The sequence below is a fragment of the Roseofilum halophilum BLCC-M91 genome (assembly GCF_030068445.1).
In the GTDB taxonomy this organism is placed as follows: domain Bacteria; phylum Cyanobacteriota; class Cyanobacteriia; order Cyanobacteriales; family Desertifilaceae; genus Roseofilum; species Roseofilum halophilum.
Genome location: NZ_JAQPOK010000032.1, coordinates 1 through 23,531, shown reverse-complemented (window position 1 = coordinate 23,531; position 23,531 = coordinate 1). Strand labels below are relative to the sequence as shown.

Below are 23,531 nucleotides of genomic sequence, written 5' to 3'. Positions count from 1 at the left end.
CTCTCCTTCCCTGACTTCGGCTCATAGTTCTCTATTTTATCGGACAATGGCGTGATTTTCGTCAAATTTCGCCTACACTTTACTTAAATTCATCATAATTTGAGGAGCTATCCCATGACTCTTGCGCTCAATTCTCTGGGTACTCCACCCAATGCTTGGCAGGTGAATGCCGATACTGCTGATATTACCCGTCCTGCGATTCCTCCCCAACCCCTTACCCTCACCACTGCCACCAAAACCTTACGGTTAGATTTAGCCAAGTCTGCCCTATTGGTAATTGATATGCAAAATGACTTTTGTCATCCCCAGGGTTGGTTAGCCCATATTGGGGTCGATGTGTCTCCAGCGCGATCGCCCATTGCTCCCTTAAATCAGCTTTTACCCCGCTTTCGCGCCGAGAAAGTCCCCATTATTTGGCTCAACTGGGGCAACCGTCCCGACTTACTCAATATCAGCGCTGGCTTAAGGCATGTGTATAATCCGACCGGAGAAGGCATTGGCTTAGGCGATCGCCTACCCGAAAAAGACGCACAGGTACTCACCACAGGCAGTTGGGCTGCCGCCATTGTTGACGAACTCGTACCGCAACCGGAAGATATTCACATCGCCAAATACCGTATGAGTGGCTTTTGGGATACTCCCCTCGACAGTATTCTCCGCAACCTGGGCAAAACCACCCTCTTTTTTGCCGGAGTGAATGCCGATCAATGTGTTCTCTGTACCTTACAAGATGCCAACTTTCTTGGCTACGACTGTATTTTAGTTCAAGACTGCACCGCCACTACCTCACCCCCCTATTGCTGGGATGCTACCCTTTATAATGTCAAACAATGTTTTGGCTTTGTCTGTCACAGTGAAGCGATCCTTAAGGGAATTGAACCCGATTAAAGCTCAGATTCTATTATTTATTATTCTTTACTGAAAGATTATGAATAAGCATCATTGTATGATTCCGGTGGTCAAATCTCCCACTGAATACCAAGCCTACCGCATCAGTCCTCAAGACAGCAATCGGCTGGCGATCGTCTTCGATCCTACCATGTCCGATTTTTCCTTAACCTATTGTATTGAAATTTTCGATCCAGGAGGTAAAACGCCCCCCAACCGCCATCAATTAGCCGTAGAAATGTTTTTTATCTTAAAAGGAGAAGGATTAGCCTATTGTGACGGCAAAGTAGTCACCATTCAAGCCGGAGATAGTTTAATGGTTCCCCCCACAGGAACCCATGTGATTGAAAATACAGGAAAAGGGCGCATGTACACCCTCTGTATTATGGTTCCCAATGAAGATTTTGCCGAACTGATTCGCAGTGGTACTCCCGTAGAATTAGACACAGAAGACTTTGAAGTTTTGCGCCGAGGCGATCGCACAAAAGCACTATTTCAATAATTGTTAATTGTTAATTGTTAATTGTTAATTGTTAATTGTTATAGCGCTTCAACTTCCTTCAGATTCTGGGCACGCAATTTATGGAATTGCGGATTCAGCGTCGCCGCAGTGCGCCCAGTCAATGTCCATAAAATCGACCGGCTCACATCTCTCGCAATACTGAGGGGAGATTCTCCATCATCTGAAGACGGCACTTCGATGGGGGTAAACGCAATCCCTTGACTGCCTAAAATAATAGTAGCGATCGCCTTCGATCTAGGCATATGAAAATCAGAAGTGATTAGATAAACATGGTCAATATCTTTAGCTGTCAAATCATCGACTAATGTGGAAAAATTGGTTACTGTATCTACTGCCTGATAATCCAGATGAACCTGTTCTTCCGGAATTCCCGCCGCTTGGAACGCTTCAGTCGCTTTTTTACGCCCCACTCCAGAAGAAACCCAGATGTCTAGGGGATACTCTTGCTGGGCGGCAAATTGTGCCGTAAAGGGTTCCCGTTCATGATTTCCTCCCAACATTAAAATCGCTTCGGGTTGGGGAGATTCTCGCAGCGCTAAAGTCGTTTGAATTTTTATCCAAGTCCCTAATCCAGTGACATAAATGCCCAGTAAGAGCAAGACAATACTGACAGATTTTTTAAGATTCGCTTGGGTGAAAATGGGGGGCATGGGTTTCAATTTGCCAAACTCCTAAACTTCAAGTCCACTCCTCGTAAAGACAGATCGGGGCAGAAAATGTTCCTTAGTGGGATAATTTTCGGGTGAGCTAGAAGTCGGGTTAAAGAAACCAGGCTTCTCATCCTATTTCATCAGTTTCTCTTTCTAGCTTTCCCAGAGTAATTAAGCTTTCTAAATCTTCTGCGGCACTGGGTAGGTAAACTTGAACGATCCTTCTAACTTCTTGCAGTTGGGACTCTTCCGTGCCTCCCATCATGCGACTGATATCGGCTAAATCTTGAGATCGACTCGCTGTTAACTTCATTAAAACCAGATAAGGTAAAGCAATAATGGGCAGTCCATCAGGAGCATAATTAGGATTAGCAATGGCTTCTGTTGCCCAAGATGTAGTAGATTCGATGACATCTAGAGAAGTGCCATCAGATAACTGCCACTGACTCCCAGGAATGCTTAAATTTCCGATTCGTCTACTTTTGGCTCGTTCTAAATCTTGATAAACCAATAGAGCATCTTCTGATAAAATTAAAATATCTAAATCAAGAGTGTTTCTTTCGGGCATATATAGCCGAGTAGCAATTCCTTCCACAATGACAAAAGGCGCTTGAAGAATGATGGTTTTAAGATTGGTCACTGGATAGATCCATGTTCTTTGATTTAAAAAATCCAAACTACTACCCGTACCTGGTTTAACCCGTTTCATTACTAAAGTGATAAACTGTTTTCTCTTTTGAGCGTAAGGATCGTCTTGCAGATACACGAGTGTTTTGTTGTGTCAGTGAGCTGAGTCGCAATATCAATTTTACCACGAACCTCAGAGGTCATGGGTCATGAAGACTAAAAAACTGACTCCAGTAACCGTAGCTCCCGTGCAGGAAGCGATCGCCACTCATTTCTTTCAGGTTAGCCATCAGCGAAAACTCAGGTGAGCAGCACTGATGGTGTTTTCAGTTACAGTCTAGGGGGCCATACTCATCAACAATGGAAGGTTCAATCTGATAACACCGCTGAATTCAGCTCGTGACGGTGATACCCTACCTTTATATGAAACCTCGAATTATTGTTTGTGGTCTTGGACGTACTGGATACACTATTTATTCCCTGCTCAGACAACAGGGAGCTGTGGTGATTGGCATATCGACCAAACCGGTTCCTGGCGAAAATACCAATATTGTTGTGGGTGACTTGCGTTCAGCCTCTACTCTTCTGAAGGCTGGAATCGTGAAAGCCGACACTTTGGTCATTGCTAGTAATGATGATGCGGAAAATTTGGCGATTTTGGTGCAAGCGAGGATCTTAAATCCTCAGATTCGGGTGATTAATCGCTTATTTAATACGAATTTAGGCGATCGCCTCGATCGCACTCTACCCCAACACACCACCATGAGTGTGTCTTCCCTGGCTGCACCGGTATTCATGTTTGCCGCATTTGGCAATCATGCCATTGGTCAACTGAAACTCTACAACCAAACTTGGCCCATCTACGAAGAATGTATCGATGCCAATCATCCTTGGCTGGGAACGAGCCTAACAGCTCTGTGGGAAAATCCCCATCGAATGCTGATTTACTATCTGCCCCACCATGGCAAAACCGATTTAATATCTGGGGTGATGCAAGAGCGGGAATTACAAATCGGCGATCGCCTCATTCTAGCCACTGAACCGAGTCCCAAACTCTCCTCCACCTCAATCTTGGCTAAAATTGGCAAATTCATCACCTATTTACGCCAATTTCAACAACATTTTCAATCCTCAGTTCTGGTTACCCTACTGCTGCTTCTAACCATTCTGGTGGCTACTTTCACCTATACCACCATCAACTGGGAAGTTCCTGTTGTCGATGCTCTCTATTTTTCCGTGGGCATGATTACCGGTGCAGGGGGACAAGAAGAAGTGGCTGAACAAGCCCCTGCTGCGATTAAAGTGTTCACTGCCTTGATGATGCTAATGGGGGCAGGCATTATCGGTATTGGCTACGCTCTGCTCAACGATTGGGTTTTGGGAACTCGATTCCGCAAACTTCTAGAAACTGCCCCCATTCCCCAACGCAATCACTATATTGTTTGTGGTTTAGGCGGTATCGGTATGGAAATCGTCCGTCAACTCCACGCTAAAGGCTATGAAGTGGTGGTCATTGAACCGGATGCTAAGTGTCGGTTTCTGAATGCTGCTTATGGCCTAAAAGTGCCCGTCATTCTGAGTGATGCCTGTTTAGCCACCACCTTAGAGACGGCCAATATCCAACGGGCAGAGAGCCTATTTGCCGTAACCAGCAATGATACGATTAATCTGGAAATTGCCCTCAGCAGTAAGGGTTTAGTGCCCAAATTACCGGTGATTGTCCGAAACCAAGACCCCCATTTTGCTAAATTATTCCAACAAGTCTTCGATCTCGACTCGGTTCTCAGTCCCATTGATTTAGCGGCTCCTTCCTTTGCGGCGGCTGCCCTAGGGGGGAGAATCTTGGGTAATGGGATGACGGGTAAAAGTTTGTGGGTTGCTCTGGCGGCGTTAATTACCCCCAGCCATCCCTTTTGTGGCCAACGGGTGAAAGATGCGGCTATGCAGGCGGATTTTGTGCCCCTGTATTTGGAAACGAATTATCATCAGGTCGTCCATAGTTGGGATTTATTAGAGACCTTGTTAACCCCTGGGGATGTTTTGTATTTGACCATTCCAGCGACCCAACTGGATCAGTTATGGCGGGTAAAATCTTCTTCTGGGGGGATTCGGGGGAGTCAAGGTACGTCCGAGCCAGAAATGGGGAATGGCTATCCTTTCCGGAGGGAGGGCGATCGCTATAAGCTAGAACAAGAATGATTGAGGAATGGATATGCTCCTCTCCAAAGGCTTTGAAATTGAAATGTACACGGGGACTCCCCAGGGTGAGATCGTGGGGCTTTCCGATCGCATTGTGGCCGATCTCAATGGTTTTGTGCGCGAACCCGATAGCCGCAATGTGGAATACACCACTGCTCCCCTATGTCGTTACGAGAGTTTGTTGTGCGAACTGGTTGTGCCTCGGCAACGGTTGCGCCAATATCTGAAGGGGTTAGGGAACTATACCCTGATTCCGGGCAGCACCTTATCTTTGGGTGGGGGCGATCGCTTTTATCGCTCTGACCCCAAAAATCCTTACCATGAATATATCGAAAAGACTTATGGTACAAAGGTGGTCACCGCTAGTATTCATATCAATATGGGTATCGCTGACCCCGAAGTATTAATGCGGGCATGTCGTTTGGTGCGCCTAGAAGCTCCCCTATATCTAGCGTTGAGTGCTTCATCTCCCTTTTTTAATGGCCAGGTGACGGGTTCCCATTCCACGCGCTGGCAAGTCTTTCCCCAAACCCCTGAGTTTGTGCCCTTGTTTGAAAGCCATCGCCACTATATTGATTGGACTCAGGAACAGTTGGCGAAAGGAACGATGCAAAATGTGCGCCATTTGTGGAGTTCGGTACGTCCCAATGGCGATCGCCGTCCCTATAACCTCAATCGTTTAGAATTGAGAATTTGCGATCTCGTCACCGATCCGATCGCCCTTTTAGCTATTACTGCCCTCTTAGAGGCTCGGTTATGGCAAGCGATCGCCGATCCAGGCTTAGACCCCCTCTTGCTGTGCGACGATCCTCAAGGGTTGGTCGATCTAACCGCTACCAATGAAGAAGCGGTGGCTCAGTCGAGTCTGGAGGCTCGGTTAACCCATTGGCAAGATGGACGCTCAATTTTAGCCAGGGAGTGGATAGAAGAACTCTACGATCGGGTTTGGCCCTTTGCCAAACAAAAAGGATTTAGTTGTTTTCTTTCTCCCGTGAAAAAGATTTTGCGCCAGGGCAATGAGAGCTTACGCTGGTTACAGGAATATCAACGCTATGGTAATCTGGAGCAGGTGATGCAACAGGCGATCGCTCACACTGAACAAGAAGAACAGGAAATGGCCGATCACCTCTGTCATCCCTTAGTGGCTTAATCTTTGTACAACCAATAATCGCTTCCCTTGAGGCTGGGTCAGTGTTCAGTTTGATTAAAATTCCTGATACGATAAAGGGTTATGGTTAGGGTGGTTCTGGTTCATCCCCAAATTCCTCCCAATACCGGGAATATTGCCCGAACTTGTGCGGCAACTCGTACTCCCCTACATTTAGTGGGGCCCCTAGGCTTTGAAATTAGCGATCGCTATCTGAAACGGGCCGGACTCGACTACTGGCCCTTCGTCGATCTCACCTATCATCTAGATTGGGAGACTTTCACCACTCATCAACTGGCTCAAGGAGGACGGTGCATCGGCTTTAGTGCCTCCGGAACTACCAACTACATCCATTTTGCCTTCCAAAGTAATGACTGGCTCCTCTTTGGCAGTGAAACCCAAGGCTTGCCCCCAGAAGCCTTGCACTATTGTGATTGTGTAGTCAAAATTCCGATGGATCAACCCGGAGTGCGGAGCCTGAATCTCTCAGTCAGTACCGCTTTGGGGCTATTTGAAGCCCGTCGCCAACTGGGTAAACTGGATCGACTTTAGGGGATGCCCCTGTTTGAATTCTCCGAAAAAAGGGGGGCATACCCTGATTCCTTCAGAAGAGATCTCTGACTATAATGAGGCGATCGGCATGGAGGGTCCTCAGCATCTAGGAATCCTCTGCAAACGTGACACAAGAAAGCGTTATATATAAGATTCTGGACAATTAAATAAGAAATTTCTATAAGCGCTTTCCGGATAGTCTGCCCAATTGCCGAAACCCTTAAAGAATCTAGAAAAAGAGTAAGGATGACAATTTCCCAACTCAAAGCTACAATCATTGAAACAAAACTTCATGGTTGTCAGATTAAAAAAAGCAGGGTAATCTTGCCTAAGCCTATTCATTGTCTGTGATCTTGATCGACTAACTCCAGTGTTTCAAATCACGAAAGTTAGGTTATATTAACTCAGACGCTGTTAAGCGCTCGTCTACTAGGAGGTCGTTCTTTGAAACGAGCAAATTCCCAGAAAGATAATCAATCGGTTCTGCTTCCAACCGCCGCATTGCCTGCGGAATTAGGTTCTTTGAAGCAGGTTTCACCAGATAGCAACCGCAGGGTGTGTACATCGGCAGCCATGATTGGCTTGGCTGCGATTTCCATGGGTTTTCCAAACCTATTATTCCCAGAAGGTCAGCAAGCGGCTAGAGCAGCAGAACCAGCAGCGCTTGACCCCAATCAGACTACGGATCGAGCATCCCAACCGAGTTTAATCGGTGATGGAATTGCAACGACAGTAGCTTCTCCAGGGTTCAATGCTGTTCCTGGTTCTCTGGGAAATTCGCCTGTGATTTTCGGAGATACAGGGGTGACGACAGAGGAAACCTTAAATCCAGCCTCAGCCCTGGTCACATCACAGCCTCTCGCGCCGGTAAGCTTGTTGGAGGAGACCCCGCAATCAAGGGATCTCAGCCAAAACCCAGAGGCTCTAGTGTCCTCGCCCCTAGTCCTGCCCACGGAGCCAGCAGAAGACTCAGCTCAAAACATGCCCGTGGCTCAACCGGAAGAGCAAAAGCAGGCAGCCTTAGATGAGGCAGTTAACTACTTAAAAGTATTAGAGTCAGTTAACCCAGAATCTTCCCGAACCTTAACCGTTCTTCCCTCTGGAAAAACCCCTCCCAAGGCTCAAAGCTTTTCCATAGAAGAATCTTCCGTTCCATCGGCATCTCCATCGGTATCGGTAATTCCCCAGGAAGCGACACAAGCCAAGCTGGAGACAGTGGGCGCAGTCAAGCCCTCTTGGGAAAATCGGCAGACCCAAACAATACCTGAGTCGGCCACAACCGTTGATCCCAATTGGACGGTTAACGCGGCGACTGCGCCAAAAGTACAGGTAGAAGCGGCTCCAGAGAAAGTGACTCTGGAACTCTATCAGGTTGAATCGGGAGACACAGTAGACACCATTGCTCAAACCCATGGTGTAGATTCATCAACCCTGATTCAAGCCAATCAACTGAGCAATCCGGATCAACTCGAAGTGAATCAGTCCTTAGCCCTGCCTCGCTTTGAAAGTTCATCCTCGGTTATCCCTTCAACTGAAGTGAAACCCTCCCTCACCTGGAAATCCTCTGGAGAACTGCAAACCCTACAGGAGTTTGATGGTACAGCCAAACCGTTAACTGAGTATCCATCAATTCCCTCAACTGAGACATTACCCATCCAACCTCTGACTCCTCTAACATCTGTGGCTCCAGCTTTAGAAGAAGTTGAAGCTTCCTCGAAAACGGCGGAGCCAGAAAGTGAGGTTTCGGAATTTTCTGCCCAGACTAAAGAGCAGAGCAAGGAAATCCCCTCAGTGGATGTGAGTTTAACTCAAACCGAGCCAGAGCTACCGAATTTACCGACGATTCCCTCATTAAATTCGACACCTGTAGCTTCTACATTTAATTTGAACAATTCTGGTTTTCCTCAAGCTAGACTCCATCAGGTACAGAGAGGAGAAACCTTGGATTCGATCGCCCGTCGCTATGGCGTAACGCGATCTGAGTTAATCCGAGTGAACCACATTACCAATCCCAATTTAATTCGAGTCAATCAAAACCTAAAGATTCCTAACAGCAATACTTTAGACTCGACAACTGCGACGACCCTAATTCCAGGGAACAATACTACCCAGATTAGTTCGGCTGACTTGAATCCTCGTCAACCGGTGGCTTTAATGGATTTGAATGGCTCGTCATCTGCCAAGCAATTCACCAGCTATTCTGAGGCCAATACCTCCTCCTATAGTACCTATGTGGAAGGGTTAACCACGGAAATTAATCAGCTTCGTCAACAGTATCAAAATCAACCGGCGAGCTTGAGTCTACCCCGGACTCAGCCCTCAACTTCAGTGGAAGAGCCAGTGACTCCAGTGGCTTCTCCTGCGCCTGTAGAACCGGTTAATCCTGAATTTGCTCCTTCTAGTTCTAGTGGCAATTTGGAAGCTGAGTTACGACGCTTACAGGAGCAATATCGCTCGTCTAGTCCTTCGGCTCCCCCAACTCCAACGGCTCCAACTTCTGGAGGGGTACAAAATGTAGCGGTGGCTCCCCTGGGGCCAGATGCTTACGATCCGAGTAAGTTGCCAATTGGAGAAATGGTTTCCCCAGAAGTTCCGCCGTTGGCTCCGAGTGAACGCTATCTACCTGGCGATCGCATGAATGGCTTTATTTGGCCAGCTCAAGGAGTTTTCACCTCTGGATACGGTTGGCGTTGGGGCAGAATGCACCGGGGTATTGATATTGCTGGCCCCATTGGTACGCCAATTTTTGCCGCCGCTCCTGGTGTGGTGGATTATGCTGGTTGGAATTCCGGAGGGTATGGCAATTTGGTAGATATTCGTCATCCTGATGGCAGCTTGACCCGCTATGCCCACAATAACCGTCTGTTAGTCCGTAAGGGACAGAGAGTCCGCCAAGGTCAGCAAATTGCAGAAATGGGTAGTACCGGTTATAGTACCGGCCCTCACCTGCACTTTGAAATCCATCCGGCTGGACAGAGTGCAGTTAACCCGATGGCCTATTTGCCCAACCGTTAATCTGGACGATCCGCAGATAGGGATATTTTTCCCTATCTGTCTTGCTTTTTTGGTGAAAATTGGTTTATAATGGTAAAGTTGCAATCTTGGCTCGGTAGCTCAGTTGGTTAGAGCAGGGGACTCATAAGCCCAAGGTCGGCAGTTCAAATCTGCCCCGAGCCATCAATCTATTCAATAGTCTCCGAAATCGTCTGTGTCCCCTGGATATAGGCGGTTTTTATGGGATGGAAAATTGAAATTAGGGAAAATTGGCAAAAAAAAGGAGTCATAACGACTATGAGTATGATATGATTCGTAACAATATGTAACGGAGAAAGCAGACATGACTCAATCAGAAGGATGTATCCGCGTTGGACAGGCTGCCCCTGACTTTACGGCAACCGCAGTGGTCGATCAAGAGTTTAAGACGATCAAATTATCTGACTATAAAGGTAAGTATGTGGTGATTTTCTTCTATCCCCTTGACTTCACCTTTGTATGTCCGACTGAGATTACCGCATTTAGCGATCGCTATGAAGAATTCAAGAATCTAGGAACCGAAGTCCTAGGAATTTCTGTAGATAGTGAATTTTCTCACTTAGCTTGGATTCAAACCGACCGTAAATCTGGCGGTGTTGGCGATCTGAACTACCCTCTAGTTTCTGATATCAAAAAAGAAGTTAGCGCTGCTTACAATGTCCTCGATCCCGATGCAGGCATTGCCCTCCGGGGTCTGTTTATCATCGATAAAGAAGGTGTGATTCAACATGCCACCATTAATAACTTAGCCTTTGGTCGCAATGTTGATGAAACTTTGCGCGTGCTGCAAGCGATTCAGTATGTTCAATCTCACCCCGATGAAGTTTGTCCTGCGGGTTGGAAACCGGGTGAAAAAACCATGAACCCCGATCCGGTTAAATCCAAAGTTTACTTCGCTGCTGTATAAAATATAAAAAATACACTTCAGAAGTGAATCAACCAGGTACACTAAGCGTACCTGGTTGTTTTGTATGGGGAAGAGAACAATTGACCATGCCAACTGATTCTTGCCGTTCAGGAACGGTCATTTTAGTAACGGGGCCAGCGCGATCGGGTAAAAGTGAATGGGCGGAAACCCTAGCCCAGCAGAGTCAAAAACCGGTGGTTTATGTGGCTACGGCCCAACGCGATCCCACGGATGAAGAATGGCAACAGCGTATTGCACGACATCAGCAGCGAAGACCTGGACAATGGCAAACGAGGGAGGTTCCCAGGGCGTTAAGCCAGTGTCTGGAAGAGGGGGAGTGTGGGGAATGTTTATTGGTTGATTCTTTAGGAACTTGGTTAGCTAACTGTCTGGAGCTAGAGGATGAGGCTTGGTTATCGATGGAGAAACAGTTTTTATCTCAGGTCAAACAAACGCAAGCGGATCTGATTTTAGTGGCCGAGGAAACGGGATGGGGTGTAGTTCCAGCTTATCCATTGGGGCGAACCTTCCGCGATCGCCTGGGAAACTTAATTCGTCATGTGGGAGCGATCGCAGACCCCGTATACCTAGTAACAGGTGGCTATGCCCTCAATTTAAAAGTGTTAGGGACTCCGTTAACCCCCAATCTTTAGACTTTTGTGACCTTTGATAGTTGAATTTCCCTCTTTTGATGGGGATCGGGTACGGGGAATAGAGGTTAAGATAGGGATACGTGAGCAGCTCGTGTAACCTCACTAGCAGCATCGACGATCGGTGAGCTTCCCACAAAAACAATGAATGAACCCATTATCCCAGTTGTGAAAATTCATAAGCTGTATTCAGGTTAGATTATTTATGGCATCCGCAAACGAAGTTAAAAAATATTTAGCTCATTGGCTTCAATTAGGGCGAAAAATTTACATTCATAATGGGGATCGGAGTCTATCACCTTCTCCTGTTATTGAAGGAAATCGCTACAGTAAGGCCTTTGAAGACTGTTGGCAAACCGTAGTTTCTGATGATTCTGGAGACTGTTATTTAGAAGATACGGATCAAACCATTGCCGAATTATTGACCCCAAAATGGGACATGATTCTCTGCTGTCGTTGTGTTATGCCTATTCCCATGACTGTTGGGAGTATGGAGAGCAAAACTTGTCCTTGTATTAATCTCTCAACTTGGCCGAATTTGGATTTACCGTTACCGCGATCGCCTGTGGATAATCAGGCTATCTTGAGTCGCATTGGTGAAAGGCTGACCCAAGCGAGCGAAAAACCAATTCCTGCCGAGCAAGCTATTTTAGAGCCAGGTGAAACCCCTCCCCCAGTCAGCAACCCTAACAGTGAATTATTGGATAACTTACCTAAATGTCAATGTTCTCATCAGGTGGCTTAACTGAGTAATGAGTCATGAGTAAAGTTTTGATTTGGACGATATGGTTCGTTTATGTGATTTATCTCTTGTTTTCTGACCTGCCCCCTGGCCCCTCTTTGCTGCATATTAATTCAGAATTACTGCAAGAAGTCTGGGATTTAAGCTTAAACTTTTGGTTTATTACTCCCCTGGTTTTACCGGAGTCTGCGCCAGTTTTACATCCTGCCTTAGAAGGCTTATTTAATGGGGTTGTGGCTTGGGCTTTATTATTGTGGGGCTTTTTGGTGGATGGTCGGGGTCAACGGTGGCCGATGTTTCCGTTTTTAGTGGGGATTGCCTTTCTGACCAATGTGTTTTATTTGCCTTGGTTAGGGATTAGACGCACAGATGCCCAATTGGGCGATCGCCCTTTATCGCGATTAGAACAAGTTACAGAAAGTCGCGGTTGGAGTCTATTTTTAAGTGGAATTTTCTTTCTTTCCCTCAGTTGGGCCCTGTTTGCGAGACCGGAATTTGGGGATATGGGGGAACGGTGGCAAGCCTTAATTGAGATTATTGGTCGCGATCGCCTGGCTTATTCCTTTGCGATCGATTTACTCTTCTTTTCCCTGTTTCAATCTTGGCTTGTTGGCGATGACATGAAACGCCGCCAATGGCAGAATCCAACTATACTGTGGGTTACCCGCTTGATTCCCTTTTTTGGTTTAGTTGTCTATTTCTGGCTGCGTCCTCCTCTGGCGATCGAGAAGAAAACGGCTTCACTGGAGGAAGAACCAGTTTGATGCCCCAACTGATATCAAATCCGCTTGAATACCATAATTAAAAATGTAGGGAGCAAGATGCTCCCACTCCAGTAATACCAAATAATTAAGGGAGTGCGGGCATCTTGCCCGCTAGTTTAACTCAACCCTTAAAATTTCGATAACTGTACCTCATAACATCGAAAAGCGCTGTATTAGAGCGCAATGTTTATAACACGAGGAGTTGGGAAAAAGCCGCCCTGGAAGGGCGGGACTTTAGACCCAACTTTTCTGGTCAGAACGATCGCGTGTCTACCGCTCTATCTTCTAGCTCGACAAGGTTCGCCGTTTGGTCACCATGCGATAGGTGTGGATTAGATCGCCAACTTGCCAAGTGGTGAACTTATCCACCCCGATGCCGCATTCAAAACCAGCATTCACTTCTTTTACGTCATCCCGTTCCCGACGCAGGGAATCAAGGAATCCTTCGTAAATGACGTTTTGGCCACGGAGTACCCGCAAATTACAGTTACGGATGGCTTTACCGGATAGCACATAACATCCAGCGACCGATCCTTTGCCGATGGCAAATACGGCTCGGACTTCCACCTGGCCGAGTTCTTCTTCCACCAGTTCTGGATCGAGCAGACCTTCCATTGCCCCTTCGATATCATCTAAGAGGTTATAGATAATGTCATATTCCCGTACATCTACCCCGGTTTGATCGGCGGCTGCACGAGCGCCACTGGCAAAGGTGGTATTAAAGGCAATAATGACGGCATTGGAGGCAGCCGCTAGATCCACGTCCGTTTCGGTCACTTCACCGGCTGCGGCGAGAAGGATACGCAGTTGAACTTCATTTTGAGGCAGTTGTTGCAAGGAGCCGAGAATGGCTTCTACCGATCCTTGAACATCGGCTTTCAAGACGAGGTTGAGTTCCTTGAGTTCTCCTTCTTGGACTTTGGCACTTAGGGAGCTGAGGGTAACGCGACGAGAGGCGAGTGCTTGTTGTAGACGGGTTTCCCGTTGGTCAGCCGCGCGAGAATTGGCGATCGCCCGCGCTTCTTTTTCTTCGGCCATACATTCAAACTCATCCCCGGCTGAGGGCAGTTCGCTCAGACCTAACACCTCAACTGCAAAGGAGGGGAGGGCTTCTTCGACTCGTTCGCCTCGGTCATCTACCATGGCGCGGACTTTACCCATGGTGGCTCCAGCGACTACGGCATCGCCAACCCGCAGGGTTCCGTTTTGCACCAATAAGGTGGCTACGGGGCCTCTAGATTTATCCAAATGGGCTTCAATAATAGTGCCTCGTGCCAGGCGATCGGGATTAGCAGAGAGTTCTTCTATTTCGGAGACCAGAAGCAGCATTTCCAACAAACCATCTAAGTTTTCACCCTGAATTGCGCTCACGGGAACCATAATGGTATCGCCGCCCCATTCTTCGGGAACCAAACCATGTTCCATCAACTCCTGTTTGACGCGATCGGGAGAAGCCCCTTCCTTATCAATCTTGTTAATGGCAACCACAATGGGCACTTCGGCCGCTTTAGCATGGCTAATCGCTTCAATGGTTTGAGGACGAACCCCATCATCGGCAGCTACCACTAAAATAGCAATATCAGTAACCTTGGTTCCTCTGGCCCGCATGGCGGTAAAGGCTTCATGACCCGGCGTATCTAAAAAGACGATTTGCTGGGTTTTCTCGTCATGCTCCACGTCCACATGATACGCCCCGATATGTTGGGTAATACCACCGGCTTCCGAATCGACAATCTTGGTTTTGCGAATGGCATCCAGGAGCGTAGTTTTTCCATGATCCACATGGCCCATAATCGTGACCACTGGGGGTCGGCGATGGAGATGTTCCAAGTCTCCTTCTTCGAGCATCTGGGTTTTCTTCGCTTCCGATTCGGCAGCCGGTGTTTCCACTTCTACCCCTAAATCTTCGCTCACCCAGATGGCTGTTTCCAGATCTAAGGTTTGGGTTACAGTGGCTGCAATACCTTTGTTGAATAAGCGTTTAACCACTTCGGTTTCCGCAACTGCCAATAAAGTGGCCAATTCCCGCACCATTAATTCACCTTTGAGGGTGATTTTTTCAGGTTTCTCGGCTTTCTCTGGCCCTTTATTGCCCATCCGTCGGCTTCTATTGTTATCTCGCTGTTGACTGGGCGATCGCTTCTTGGTGACTGGAGTTCCTGTGGGTTTCGGAGGGGACGTAGAGGGGCCTTTCGGTTTAGCCGGACGCGCCAGGGATAGGCTCACTTCTGTGGCGCTATCACCATCCTCGCTCTCGTCATCTAGATCGTCGTCTAAATCATCCTCAATAATATGAGGACGGCGTTTTTTGGTCACCCCTTTACCGGATTTAGCATTCAACTTTTGCCGCTCGTCATCTTCTTCTTCCTCTGACCGTTTCTTCACTTTTTTAGTGGGTCGAGGCATCGGCCGTCTTAATTCCAATTCCAGTTCTTCCTCTGGTTCTGAGTTTTCCAGAGGATCGATCTGGAGATCTTCGTCATCTGAATTTTCAGTTTTACCCTTGGTCGATTCTCCAGGTCGCACTGGACGGGGGCGCAAAGGATCGGAGGATTTCTCTTTCTGAGTATCGGGTTTCGAGGACTTTTTCGATTTCGTGCCCACGGCAACTACATCACCCGATCCTGAAGAACGTTGTCCTTTTTTAGCCCCACCGGGTTTTTCCGCTTTTCCACTTTCTTTGTCTTTGAGGATAATCGGCTTATTTCCTTGAGGTTTCTTGGTCTCAGCACTTTCGGATTTCGACCCGTTTCCAGATCGCTTCAATCGCGGCGGTTTAGGCGATTTATTCGTTTTGGCCGGCTGGGTCTCTGGCGCAGGGGATGGACTAACGGTTCCCTCAGAGACTTCTGGGGCAGTGTTCTCATCCGTTTTGGCGACCTTCGTGGGTGAAGTTGGGCGCACCGGAGGGCCAATCAGTTCTGTTTTTTGATCTTCATCAGACATGGATGGGGTTGGAGTTGTATCCCTAGATGGTGACTCGGAGGAGGGTTGGGTACTCTCTTGAGCTGGGGTTTTTTCCGGTGGACGGGGAGAAACCTCTGGTTCTTGAGGTTGCGGATCGGGGTCAACGGGAGGAGTGGGTGGAGACGATTTCAGCGCAGGTGAAGGTCGCAACGGAGGAGATTGCAGGGAAAGGGCATCGTCTGATGTGTCACGGGGTGCATCTGTTGCTGATGGAGTCCCTTTGTCTGTCTCAGAGGAATGTCTGCGAACTTCTAGGATTTGTTGTTTTTTCTTCTTAATGGGTTTTTCGCTCCCCTGAGATTTGGAGCGATGATGAGTTGGTTTTCCTGGTGAGGTTTCGCTGGGGGGATGTTTTTCAGCCCAAGCACGAATCCGCTCTGCTTCAGATTCGGATATGGTACTGCTATGACTTTTGTACGTGATATTCAATTGGTCGCAAAGATTTAAAACGTAATGATTGTCCAAATTCAATTCCTTGGATAGCTCGTATATTCTGACTTTGCCGTTGTTCATCCACACTTGCCTCTTTTGTGATATCGACTGGGTTTTACATAGTGGCCTGCCTTTCGACGACAACTACAGGGACGGAAGCGATCGCCACTGAGGCGATCTACGCTTCTCTATTTAATCTTGCACAAATCGTTAAACAACTGGAGAGATTGTTATGATTTTTAGAAATTTCCTATCCAGAAGATTAGCGATCGCCCTTTATGGCTCTGATTTTGGCCTCGGCTGTGAATGTGAGGGGTCATCAACTGCTTGTAAACGAGACCAGAGCCTCTCATAGACCGACGGGGGAACAGACGCTTTGAGCGATCGCCCCAATCGATTCTTTTTTTGAGCCGCTTTCAAACAATCCCCTTGGGGACACAAATAAGCCGAGCGCCCCATGCCTTCATCCAATTGGATCTCATCATCCGGATAAACTCGGACAATTCGCCAAAAGGCTTGTTTGCGATCTACTTTTCGGCAACTGACACAACGGCGTTGATTCGGCTTCATGTTCTTGCCCTCACTTCACCATAACCCCTAGGGGTTATGCGTTCTCTTCCTCTTCTTCCTCCTCCTCTTGTGCAATGACATCCTCCTCTTCTAATTCTACTAATTCTGCGACTTCTGAGGAATCTTCCTCTGGATCTAAAGAATCTTCCACCGGAGTCTCAACCGATATTCTCTCTTCTAAAGATTCCTCAGCAGATTCCTCTAAGGCTTCCTCTGATTGACCTTCGGCTTCATGGCGAGCTTCAATAATCGCCGCCATTTTCTGATGTTCGGCGGTTGCATCATAAAGCGCCCCATCTTTAATATCAATTTTCCAGCCCGTTAATCGAGCTGCTAAACGGACATTTTGCCCCTCCTTTCCAATGGCTAAACTTAACTGATCTTCGGCCACCAACACATGGGCTTGGCGCACTTCGGGGTCGATTAAATAGACCGCATCTACCCGTGCCGGACTCAAAGCATTGGCGATATAGGTCGCTGGATCGGGAGACCAACGAATCACATCTATCTTTTCTCCCCGCAGTTCATTGACCACCACCTGTATCCGCGATCCTCGCGCCCCAATACAAGCGCCCACGGGGTCTACATCCCGCTCCAACGTATCCACGGCAATTTTGGTTCGAGGCCCCACATAACGGGAGGGGGGATTGGCTTCTCTGGCTACGGCCACAATCCGCACCACCTCATCCTCAATTTCTGGGACTTCATTTTCAAACAAGTATACCACTAAACCCGCATCGGCTCTAGAAACCATCAACTGGGGGCCCCGATGGGAACCCGATCCCACTTTTTTCAGGTAGACCTTAAACGTGGCATTGGCGCGGTAATTATCATTGGGCAACTGTTCCCGTTTCGGTAACTCGGCCTCCACTTCGGGCTGTCCATAGCCACTGGTAACCGCCAGAATCACGGATTGGCGTTCAAACCGCAATACTCGCGCTTGTAGCACTTCTCCTTCGAGGTCTTGAAACTCTTCTTGAATCAACTTACGCTGTTGATCGCGTAATTTTTGGGCTAACACCTGCTTCGTTTGAATGGCTGCCATGCGCCCAAAGTCCCCTTGATCTGGGGTGACATCCAATACCACGGTTTCACCGATTTGGGCTTCATCGACCACTTCTTGCACTTCTTTGAGGGAAATTTGATGATCGAAATTATCCACTTCCTCCATAATCACCTTCGTGCAGAGAATCCGAAACCCTTCTTCATCGAGATCGAGTTCCACTTCAAAGTTATCAAAATAGTCTTCCTCAAAGGTTTTGAGGTGTTGCGCTTTGCGATAGCGTTCATAACCCTTCATCAGGGCTTCTCTCAGGGCTGCTTGCACTGCTGTTTTGGGTAAATTTCGTTCTTTGCTGATACTCTCAATTAAGTTTTTGAGTCCAGGCAAGTTAACCATTGACATTGTTAATTCTTGTCCTTTGTTCTAGGTAAATTGGGGATTGCTATCAGGGGTCAAGTTGGGAGTTAACAAAACTCAACCCAAAGAATCCGATCGCGAGGGATAGCAATATTGCGGCCTTTTTGGTTGAGATACACGCTTGTTTCATCGCGACGATTGAGCGTACCTTGCCATTGGGATTTATCCTTATAGGGGGGATCGGTCATCACGATCACGGGAAATCCCTTAAAGGCTATAAAGTCGCGGTCTGTGGTTAGGCGTTTGGAGATTCCAGGACTGGAGATTTCCAAGACATAGGATTGGGTAATCAGTTGACTCTCTTCTAGGGCTGTGTCTAGGAGGTGGCTCATTTGTTCGCACTCATCTAACCCGGTATCTCGATCGCGGTTGCGAATATCAACCCGCAATACGGGCGGATTTTGGTTGGTTTGGAAGGTCGCACCAACGACTTCCAATCCCAGTTTTTGGGCGACTGGGGTAGCCAACTCCAGAATTTGTGGAATTAAAGGATGAACCATAACACACCATGTACTGCCATAAAAAAAAGCGGGTTAGTTCCCACTCAAGCGTCTGTGATGAGGTTAGGGAAGGATCGTTATGGCGATCGCCCCTAGCCATAGACTGGAGATTACCTCACCCAATGGTGAGTCGTCTATTTTCTCTCCCTGAGATTAGGGATCGGGGTTTCAGGAGAAAGGATAGACGATCTTCAATGCCAAGCTGAATCTTGAATGCATTGATCGAACCCACTTGAGTCTGGATCGGGGAGATTCAGTCACCTTTCCCAGTCAAGCACAGTTACTCTTGATTATAATCTATTTTCTCGCTCCTACGCTAGAGCCTCTGCTTTTCTGGCCCATGGGGTTAACGTTTCTTGCCTTTTTCCAGACGTTTGGTTTCTTCTAAAATGTTCTCAATATCTTCTTCTCCTAGGCGTTGCACATAATTAATCTTAAATTCTTCTAAAAAGTCGTTCACGAGAGATTCGAGTTCTTGGGTAGTATGTTTTTGTTGCAATTCGGCATTGAGAGATTTACCAAAACTTTCTGCCAATTGATTCATTAATTCTGCCCCCACTTGGTCATTTTTAATCGCTTCATAGAGATTTTGAGAGCCGTCAGCAATTAACCGGGAGAGTTGCTCAGAAATTTGTTGGCTCAATTGATGGGGATATTGGGACAATGCCGGAATATTTTTGACGTTTTGATAGAAGGGGGTGGCTTCAGCTACTTGCTCGATATTATGGTTGATGATTTGTTGAATTTGCGGTTGCAGTGTGGGCAAGACTTGACAAATAATTACTTCGGTTAAGCGATTGGTAATGGCTTCAATTTCGTTAATATTATTGAGATCGATATATTCACGGCTTGCTCCTTCAAATAATTCTCGCGCGAGGGAACCACTGCGGACTTCATTTTGCAGTTGATTAATGACCCGAATAATAATTACTTCGGTCAGTTCCCCGGCAATTGTGGCCACAAATCCTCGACTCAGTTGGGCGCGAATGGGTTCTAAATTGATCAGTTTGGCATGATGTAGGCGGATGGTGACCGGAATAACGCGCAACCATCGAAAGAAAGGCAAAAACAGCACAATATCATACCATCTCCAGAGCATGGCATCGGTGAGGGTAATCGTATCGTATTTGCGAGAAATGTATAAACTGCGAACTAAGAACTCGACTAAGAATATAATAGTAAAGGGAAAATCTAGGGCGGCAAATAGATTGGTATATCCTCCGGTTTCATCAATGGAGCGATAGTAGTTGGTTGCCATTAACGGAGCGATTTTTGTATCAAAAAGTTCGACTGGATTTTCAGAACTGTTTAATAAGTTTTCTGGTGTCCAAAATTGGTTAAAGGCTTCTTTGGCAGACTCTACACCCATATGATCTCGCGCTCGATTTTTGATCTTTTCCAAGGTTCCGCTTTTATCGGCTCCCTGAAAAGGATTTTCATCGATCATTTGTTCGCTTAATTCTCGCAATTCAGTTAAAATGCTTTGAGATTGAGTCGATCCATACCCGGTTTTCTGAGCCTGTATTTGTAGCTCGCTGACGACTTCTAAATAGTTTTCTGTATCTCGGTTAGGTTGGATGCCTTTGATGGGATCGTACCAAGTTGTCACCGGAGAAGAATCGATGGAATCGGAGAGAATGGGGGCTTGAATAATGATGCCCACGAAAGGAATTTGAATGGTTCCTTGCAGCCAAAAGTTACGCAGTTGGATATAACTGATGTCAAAGGCAACTAGGGCTAAATTAAAGGTGGCGATCGCCGCCATAATGCGTTCATACCACAGAGCGATCGCGCCCCGTTGTTTTTTTGATAAACGTTCCAAACTGCTCATATTGCAATTATTTTACTACCGGTTAAGGCACTCAGCACGAGGGAGCTACTTCTTCCAGAATGGTAAACCGGACATGATTTAAGGCTAAATCTCCCACGGAGAGCTGTTCTCGGTCTACGGGCTTTCCATCTAAGCGAATGCGCTCGAAGGGAATGCCTTTGCCGATTTCAATATGATACCAGGCTAACCCCATAAAAAACCGGGATAAGTGATTGCCGTCTTCCATATCATCGGGATTGGATTCCATGGGAACCCAGCCGATACTGGGAATATAAAATTCGAGCCAAACATGGTTATAATCTGGCTCTAGGGGAACGCCTTTGTATTCAGGACTGGCGGGGCATTTGTAGCGGCCAATGGTACGGCAGGCAATGCCATTTAAGCGGGCGAGAGCGAGTAATACGCCTACATATTCGCCACAAGATCCTGCCCCTCTGGAGAGGACAACATCGGGGGTTTCGATTTTGGTGGTGAGTCGATAGGAGAGCCTGTCGTAAGCATAATTACGCAAGGCAATCATGCGCCGTAAAAAGTTGTTTTCTCCAGCGACTGCTTGTTGAGCGGCTTCTCGGACGACTTCTGTCTCCATGGCCAGATTATCATCATCAATGAGGTAGCGCTGTTGTAAGTCTGGTTCTAGGGCGGGAATTTTTTCCACATCGAGAGGGACAAGGCTATATTTGATGCTGTAAACTTCGATTAAGGCTTTCCAGCCAAAGATGCGTTTTTCGTAGGGTTTTAGGTGGTCAAAGTTAAAGACGGCTACCTTTTGCCCATCTTGAATTTCTTCGGTAAAGTCTACACCGATCGCCTCGATGGAGCGGACTTTTTGCCGCGCGGTTTCTGAAGGTAGAGCAATACGCCATTGCAAGTTTTTTAATTCCAGGGGATCGAGGGGAGAGAGTTCTTCCACATAGGACATTTCGATCAGATAGCCGTTGGAGAGACCATAATAGCCGTCGGCATTATAGGCATAGTAAAGCGGATGAATAAAGGTGCGATCGCGCCAGGCTAACTCCAGGGGGGGATCGGAGTTGGGATCGTCACGGATAAAGGGTTTTTCGCTGGCGTAGGAAACATAGAGCAATTCTTCTGAAGTGGTCGGATCGGTATAAAAAGATAATCCGGTGGGACTATCAAAGGGGGTTAAAAAACTAAACTTAATTTCCCCTGTGGCCCGATCCATACAATAAACGGTCTGTTCTTCCTTGTCAGCGACCCAAAGTTCTTCATTGCGGATGGCTAGACTTTCGACTCCTACTCCTGGGGGACGTAATTGGGTAATCATGCGTCCCTTATCGTTCAAGACTTGGATATAACAGCCTTCCTTACAGGAGACGTAAACGGTTGTTCCCCAAACGGCGATCCCCTCAGCGCGGAAGGGTAAAGTGGCAAATAAGCGGGGTTGGAAATCTGCTAGGGAACAGGTGTAGACGCTGTGATCGCGGGTAAACCAGAGGGTTTGTTCCCAAATGGCTAAACCGTTGGCATATTTGATTTCAGGGAGTTCATTGGGGTTGAGGATGGTTGTATTATCATTTTGGGGATCGATCTGGAGAAGATAACCGCGTATGGAGTCTAGGGAAAGTAATTTAGACTCATAAGAGGCTAATCCTCGGAGATCGTAAACTCCTATGGGTCGAATGGTGCGGTGAATCATTGTGCTGCGCTTTGGTAATCGGTAGTGTGAATCGGTTCAGAGTACCATATTAGGCATATTCTGCTTGTAATGGAAATTTATGACGAGACAAGCGCTATTTTTGATTAATACTCACTCGCGACGGGGAAAGCATTCTCGCGAGGAGGCGATCGCCTATTTGGAACATCATGGATTTGAGTTATGCGCGGTTTCTCCTTCAAATTATCAAGAACTACCACAAGTGATTCGCGAGTATGGCCCCCAGATGGATTTGGTGATTATTGGTGGGGGGGATGGGACTTTGAATGGGGCGGTGGATGCTCTGGTGGAGATCCAACGACCTTTGGGTATTTTACCGATGGGAACGGCTAACGATCTGGCACGAACGCTACAGATCCCGTTGTCAATTCCGGCGGCTTGTCGGGCGATCGCCAACGGAAAATTGCATCAAATTGATTTAGGCTGGGTGAATGGGAAGTATTTCTTTAATGTGGCGAGTTTGGGCTTGAGTGTGAAGATTACGGATGGTCTGAGTCATCAATCTAAAGGCCGTTGGGGGATTGTTGCTTATGCGCTTTCTGCTCTGAAGGTGTTGGCCCAATCTCGTTTGTTTGATGCGGAAATTCGGGAAGGCGATCGCTCCCATCGGGTGAAAACGATTCAAATTGCGATTGGTAATGGGCGCTATTATGGAGGGGGAATGGCGATCGCCCATGATGCGGCGATCGACGATCAACGCCTCGATCTCTACAGTTTAGGATTAGAGCATTGGTGGCAGATTCTGGCTATTTTTCCTGCTATTTATCACGGACGCTATCATACTCTGCCGGGGGTTTTATCCCTTAATGGTACGGAACTGCATGTTTACACTCGCCATGCTTTGCCGATCAATACGGATGGGGAACTTACGACGACGACTCCGGCTCACTTCCGGGTTATTCCTAAAGCTTTATCGATTTTTATTCCGGAATCGAAGCCTCAACCGCTTCATCAAGGCTGGGTTTAGGCGATCGCACTCTATCGCACTCTATCGCACTCTATTGCCGTGACAACCCTAAAATGGTGGGTTACGGCGGATTGATAGATTGCTCTCAGAGTCTAGGTTTTAGCCGCCTAACCCACCCTACGTTAATGCACTATTTTAGCTGTGTCAAGGCACTATTGCCGTGACAACCCTAAAATGGTGGGTTACGGCTGATTGATAGATTGCTGTCAGAGTCTAGGTTTTAGCCGCCTAACCCACCCTACGCTAATGCACATTTTTAGCTGTGTCATATCAAGTCCGGTTTCCGCAAGCGGACATGAAAATTTGTTAAGAAGCGGGCAAGATGCCCGCACTCCTCGAATTCTTTGATACAGCGTTTTTCGATGTTATGAGGTACAGTAATCGAAATGTTCCTTGAGAGTGTTGTCCCATGAAAAGCCTGAAAAATGGGGATTATAGCGTGAAAAATGGTTTTCCCATTACCAATTACCCATTACCCATTACC

At 47.2% G+C, this 23,531-nt stretch carries 19 protein-coding genes and 1 tRNA gene; 12 read left to right on the top strand and 8 right to left on the bottom strand.

Annotated elements, in window-relative coordinates; all coding sequences use genetic code 11:
- Positions 1 to 114: 114 nt before the first annotated feature.
- Together PJF56_RS04040 and PJF56_RS04035 are read left to right on the top strand one after the other, a co-directional pair.
- Positions 115 to 888: a cysteine hydrolase family protein gene (locus PJF56_RS04040; protein ID WP_283761363.1), complete on the top strand. Its 774-nt coding sequence runs from the start codon at positions 115 to 117 to the stop codon at positions 886 to 888.
- A gap of 40 nt (positions 889 to 928) precedes the next feature.
- The gene (locus PJF56_RS04035) at positions 929 to 1,390 is read left to right on the top strand and encodes a cupin domain-containing protein (protein ID WP_283761362.1); all 462 of its coding nucleotides are present in this window, start codon (positions 929 to 931) and stop codon (positions 1,388 to 1,390) included.
- 38 nt (positions 1,391 to 1,428) lie between these two features.
- Here PJF56_RS04035 and PJF56_RS04030 read toward each other — a convergent pair whose 3' ends face one another.
- Positions 1,429 to 2,061, bottom strand: coding sequence for a YdcF family protein (locus tag PJF56_RS04030; RefSeq protein WP_283761361.1), 633 nt, complete (start codon positions 2,059 to 2,061; stop codon positions 1,429 to 1,431).
- A gap of 127 nt (positions 2,062 to 2,188) precedes the next feature.
- Positions 2,189 to 2,701, bottom strand: coding sequence for a hypothetical protein (locus tag PJF56_RS04025; protein WP_283761360.1), 513 nt, complete (start codon positions 2,699 to 2,701; stop codon positions 2,189 to 2,191).
- A gap of 410 nt (positions 2,702 to 3,111) precedes the next feature.
- Here PJF56_RS04025 and PJF56_RS04020 point away from each other — a divergent pair, with 410 nt between their 5' ends.
- The 9 genes from PJF56_RS04020 (at position 3,112) to PJF56_RS03980 (ending at position 12,682) form a co-directional block, all read left to right on the top strand.
- A complete protein-coding gene (locus tag PJF56_RS04020) occupies positions 3,112 to 4,887 on the top strand; it encodes a potassium channel family protein (protein ID WP_283761359.1) in 1,776 nt (591 codons plus the stop codon).
- A 13-nt stretch (positions 4,888 to 4,900) separates the two neighbouring features.
- Complete coding sequence (gene gshA / locus PJF56_RS04015) at positions 4,901 to 6,037, top strand: glutamate--cysteine ligase (RefSeq protein WP_283761358.1); 1,137 nt, start codon at positions 4,901 to 4,903, stop codon at positions 6,035 to 6,037.
- An 81-nt stretch (positions 6,038 to 6,118) separates the two neighbouring features.
- Positions 6,119 to 6,586 (top strand): tRNA (cytidine(34)-2'-O)-methyltransferase, encoded by a 468-nt coding sequence (locus tag PJF56_RS04010; protein WP_283761357.1) that lies wholly within the window; start codon positions 6,119 to 6,121, stop codon positions 6,584 to 6,586.
- 444 nt (positions 6,587 to 7,030) lie between these two features.
- Positions 7,031 to 9,601 (top strand): peptidoglycan DD-metalloendopeptidase family protein, encoded by a 2,571-nt coding sequence (locus PJF56_RS04005; RefSeq protein ID WP_283761356.1) that lies wholly within the window; start codon positions 7,031 to 7,033, stop codon positions 9,599 to 9,601.
- An 88-nt stretch (positions 9,602 to 9,689) separates the two neighbouring features.
- Positions 9,690 to 9,763: transfer RNA gene (locus PJF56_RS04000), tRNA-Met, on the top strand.
- A gap of 160 nt (positions 9,764 to 9,923) precedes the next feature.
- Positions 9,924 to 10,526 carry a peroxiredoxin gene (locus tag PJF56_RS03995; RefSeq protein ID WP_283761355.1) on the top strand — a complete coding sequence of 201 codons (603 nt, stop codon included), beginning with the start codon at positions 9,924 to 9,926 and terminating at the stop codon, positions 10,524 to 10,526.
- An 86-nt stretch (positions 10,527 to 10,612) separates the two neighbouring features.
- The gene (gene cobU, locus PJF56_RS03990; protein WP_283761354.1) at positions 10,613 to 11,179 is read left to right on the top strand and encodes a bifunctional adenosylcobinamide kinase/adenosylcobinamide-phosphate guanylyltransferase; all 567 of its coding nucleotides are present in this window, start codon (positions 10,613 to 10,615) and stop codon (positions 11,177 to 11,179) included.
- A 202-nt stretch (positions 11,180 to 11,381) separates the two neighbouring features.
- Entirely contained in the window at positions 11,382 to 11,921 is a 540-nt protein-coding gene (locus PJF56_RS03985; RefSeq protein WP_283761353.1) for a hypothetical protein, read from the top strand.
- A gap of 14 nt (positions 11,922 to 11,935) precedes the next feature.
- Positions 11,936 to 12,682, top strand: a complete 747-nt coding sequence (locus tag PJF56_RS03980; RefSeq protein WP_283761352.1) for a hypothetical protein — start codon at positions 11,936 to 11,938, stop codon at positions 12,680 to 12,682.
- Positions 12,683 to 12,967: 285 nt separating this feature from the next.
- Here the strand turns inward: PJF56_RS03980 and infB are convergent, their stop codons facing one another.
- The 6 genes from infB to PJF56_RS03950 form a co-directional block, all read right to left on the bottom strand.
- Positions 12,968 to 16,162 (bottom strand): translation initiation factor IF-2, encoded by a 3,195-nt coding sequence (infB, locus tag PJF56_RS03975; RefSeq protein WP_283761351.1) that lies wholly within the window; start codon positions 16,160 to 16,162, stop codon positions 12,968 to 12,970.
- Positions 16,163 to 16,357: 195 nt separating this feature from the next.
- A complete protein-coding gene (locus PJF56_RS03970; protein ID WP_283761350.1) occupies positions 16,358 to 16,651 on the bottom strand; it encodes a YlxR family protein in 294 nt (97 codons plus the stop codon).
- 34 nt (positions 16,652 to 16,685) lie between these two features.
- Positions 16,686 to 18,056 (bottom strand): transcription termination factor NusA, encoded by a 1,371-nt coding sequence (nusA, locus tag PJF56_RS03965; RefSeq protein WP_347179435.1) that lies wholly within the window; start codon positions 18,054 to 18,056, stop codon positions 16,686 to 16,688.
- A gap of 62 nt (positions 18,057 to 18,118) precedes the next feature.
- Positions 18,119 to 18,571, bottom strand: coding sequence for a ribosome maturation factor RimP (rimP, locus tag PJF56_RS03960; protein WP_283761348.1), 453 nt, complete (start codon positions 18,569 to 18,571; stop codon positions 18,119 to 18,121).
- Positions 18,572 to 18,917: 346 nt separating this feature from the next.
- A complete protein-coding gene (locus PJF56_RS03955) occupies positions 18,918 to 20,402 on the bottom strand; it encodes a hypothetical protein (RefSeq protein ID WP_283761347.1) in 1,485 nt (494 codons plus the stop codon).
- 31 nt (positions 20,403 to 20,433) lie between these two features.
- Positions 20,434 to 22,062, bottom strand: coding sequence for a transglutaminase-like domain-containing protein (locus PJF56_RS03950; protein ID WP_283761346.1), 1,629 nt, complete (start codon positions 22,060 to 22,062; stop codon positions 20,434 to 20,436).
- Positions 22,063 to 22,141: 79 nt separating this feature from the next.
- Between PJF56_RS03950 and PJF56_RS03945 the strand changes: the two genes are divergently transcribed.
- Entirely contained in the window at positions 22,142 to 23,047 is a 906-nt protein-coding gene (locus PJF56_RS03945) for a lipid kinase (protein ID WP_283761345.1), read from the top strand.
- Positions 23,048 to 23,531 lie beyond the last annotated feature (484 nt).

Excerpts from the sequence above, each read along its gene's own strand:
- PJF56_RS04020 (WP_283761359.1), top strand. The coding sequence starts at position 3,112 with ATGAAACCTCGAATTATTGTTTGTGGTCTTGGACGTACTGGATACACT.
- PJF56_RS04030 (WP_283761361.1), bottom strand. The coding sequence starts at position 2,061 with ATGCCCCCCATTTTCACCCAAGCGAATCTTAAAAAATCTGTCAGTATT.
- cobU (WP_283761354.1), top strand. The coding sequence starts at position 10,613 with ATGCCAACTGATTCTTGCCGTTCAGGAACGGTCATTTTAGTAACGGGG.
- PJF56_RS03970 (WP_283761350.1), bottom strand. The coding sequence starts at position 16,651 with ATGAAGCCGAATCAACGCCGTTGTGTCAGTTGCCGAAAAGTAGATCGC.
- PJF56_RS03995 (WP_283761355.1), top strand. The coding sequence starts at position 9,924 with ATGACTCAATCAGAAGGATGTATCCGCGTTGGACAGGCTGCCCCTGAC.
- rimP (WP_283761348.1), bottom strand. The coding sequence starts at position 18,571 with ATGGTTCATCCTTTAATTCCACAAATTCTGGAGTTGGCTACCCCAGTC.
- PJF56_RS03950 (WP_283761346.1), bottom strand. The coding sequence starts at position 22,062 with ATGATTCACCGCACCATTCGACCCATAGGAGTTTACGATCTCCGAGGA.
- PJF56_RS03985 (WP_283761353.1), top strand. The coding sequence starts at position 11,382 with ATGGCATCCGCAAACGAAGTTAAAAAATATTTAGCTCATTGGCTTCAA.
- PJF56_RS04040 (WP_283761363.1), top strand. The coding sequence starts at position 115 with ATGACTCTTGCGCTCAATTCTCTGGGTACTCCACCCAATGCTTGGCAG.
- PJF56_RS03945 (WP_283761345.1), top strand. The coding sequence starts at position 22,142 with ATGACGAGACAAGCGCTATTTTTGATTAATACTCACTCGCGACGGGGA.
- nusA (WP_347179435.1), bottom strand. The coding sequence starts at position 18,056 with ATGTCAATGGTTAACTTGCCTGGACTCAAAAACTTAATTGAGAGTATC.
- PJF56_RS04035 (WP_283761362.1), top strand. The coding sequence starts at position 929 with ATGAATAAGCATCATTGTATGATTCCGGTGGTCAAATCTCCCACTGAA.
- PJF56_RS03955 (WP_283761347.1), bottom strand. The coding sequence starts at position 20,402 with ATGAGCAGTTTGGAACGTTTATCAAAAAAACAACGGGGCGCGATCGCT.
- infB (WP_283761351.1), bottom strand. The coding sequence starts at position 16,162 with ATGAACAACGGCAAAGTCAGAATATACGAGCTATCCAAGGAATTGAAT.
- PJF56_RS03980 (WP_283761352.1), top strand. The coding sequence starts at position 11,936 with ATGAGTAAAGTTTTGATTTGGACGATATGGTTCGTTTATGTGATTTAT.
- gshA (WP_283761358.1), top strand. The coding sequence starts at position 4,901 with ATGCTCCTCTCCAAAGGCTTTGAAATTGAAATGTACACGGGGACTCCC.
- PJF56_RS04010 (WP_283761357.1), top strand. The coding sequence starts at position 6,119 with ATGGTTAGGGTGGTTCTGGTTCATCCCCAAATTCCTCCCAATACCGGG.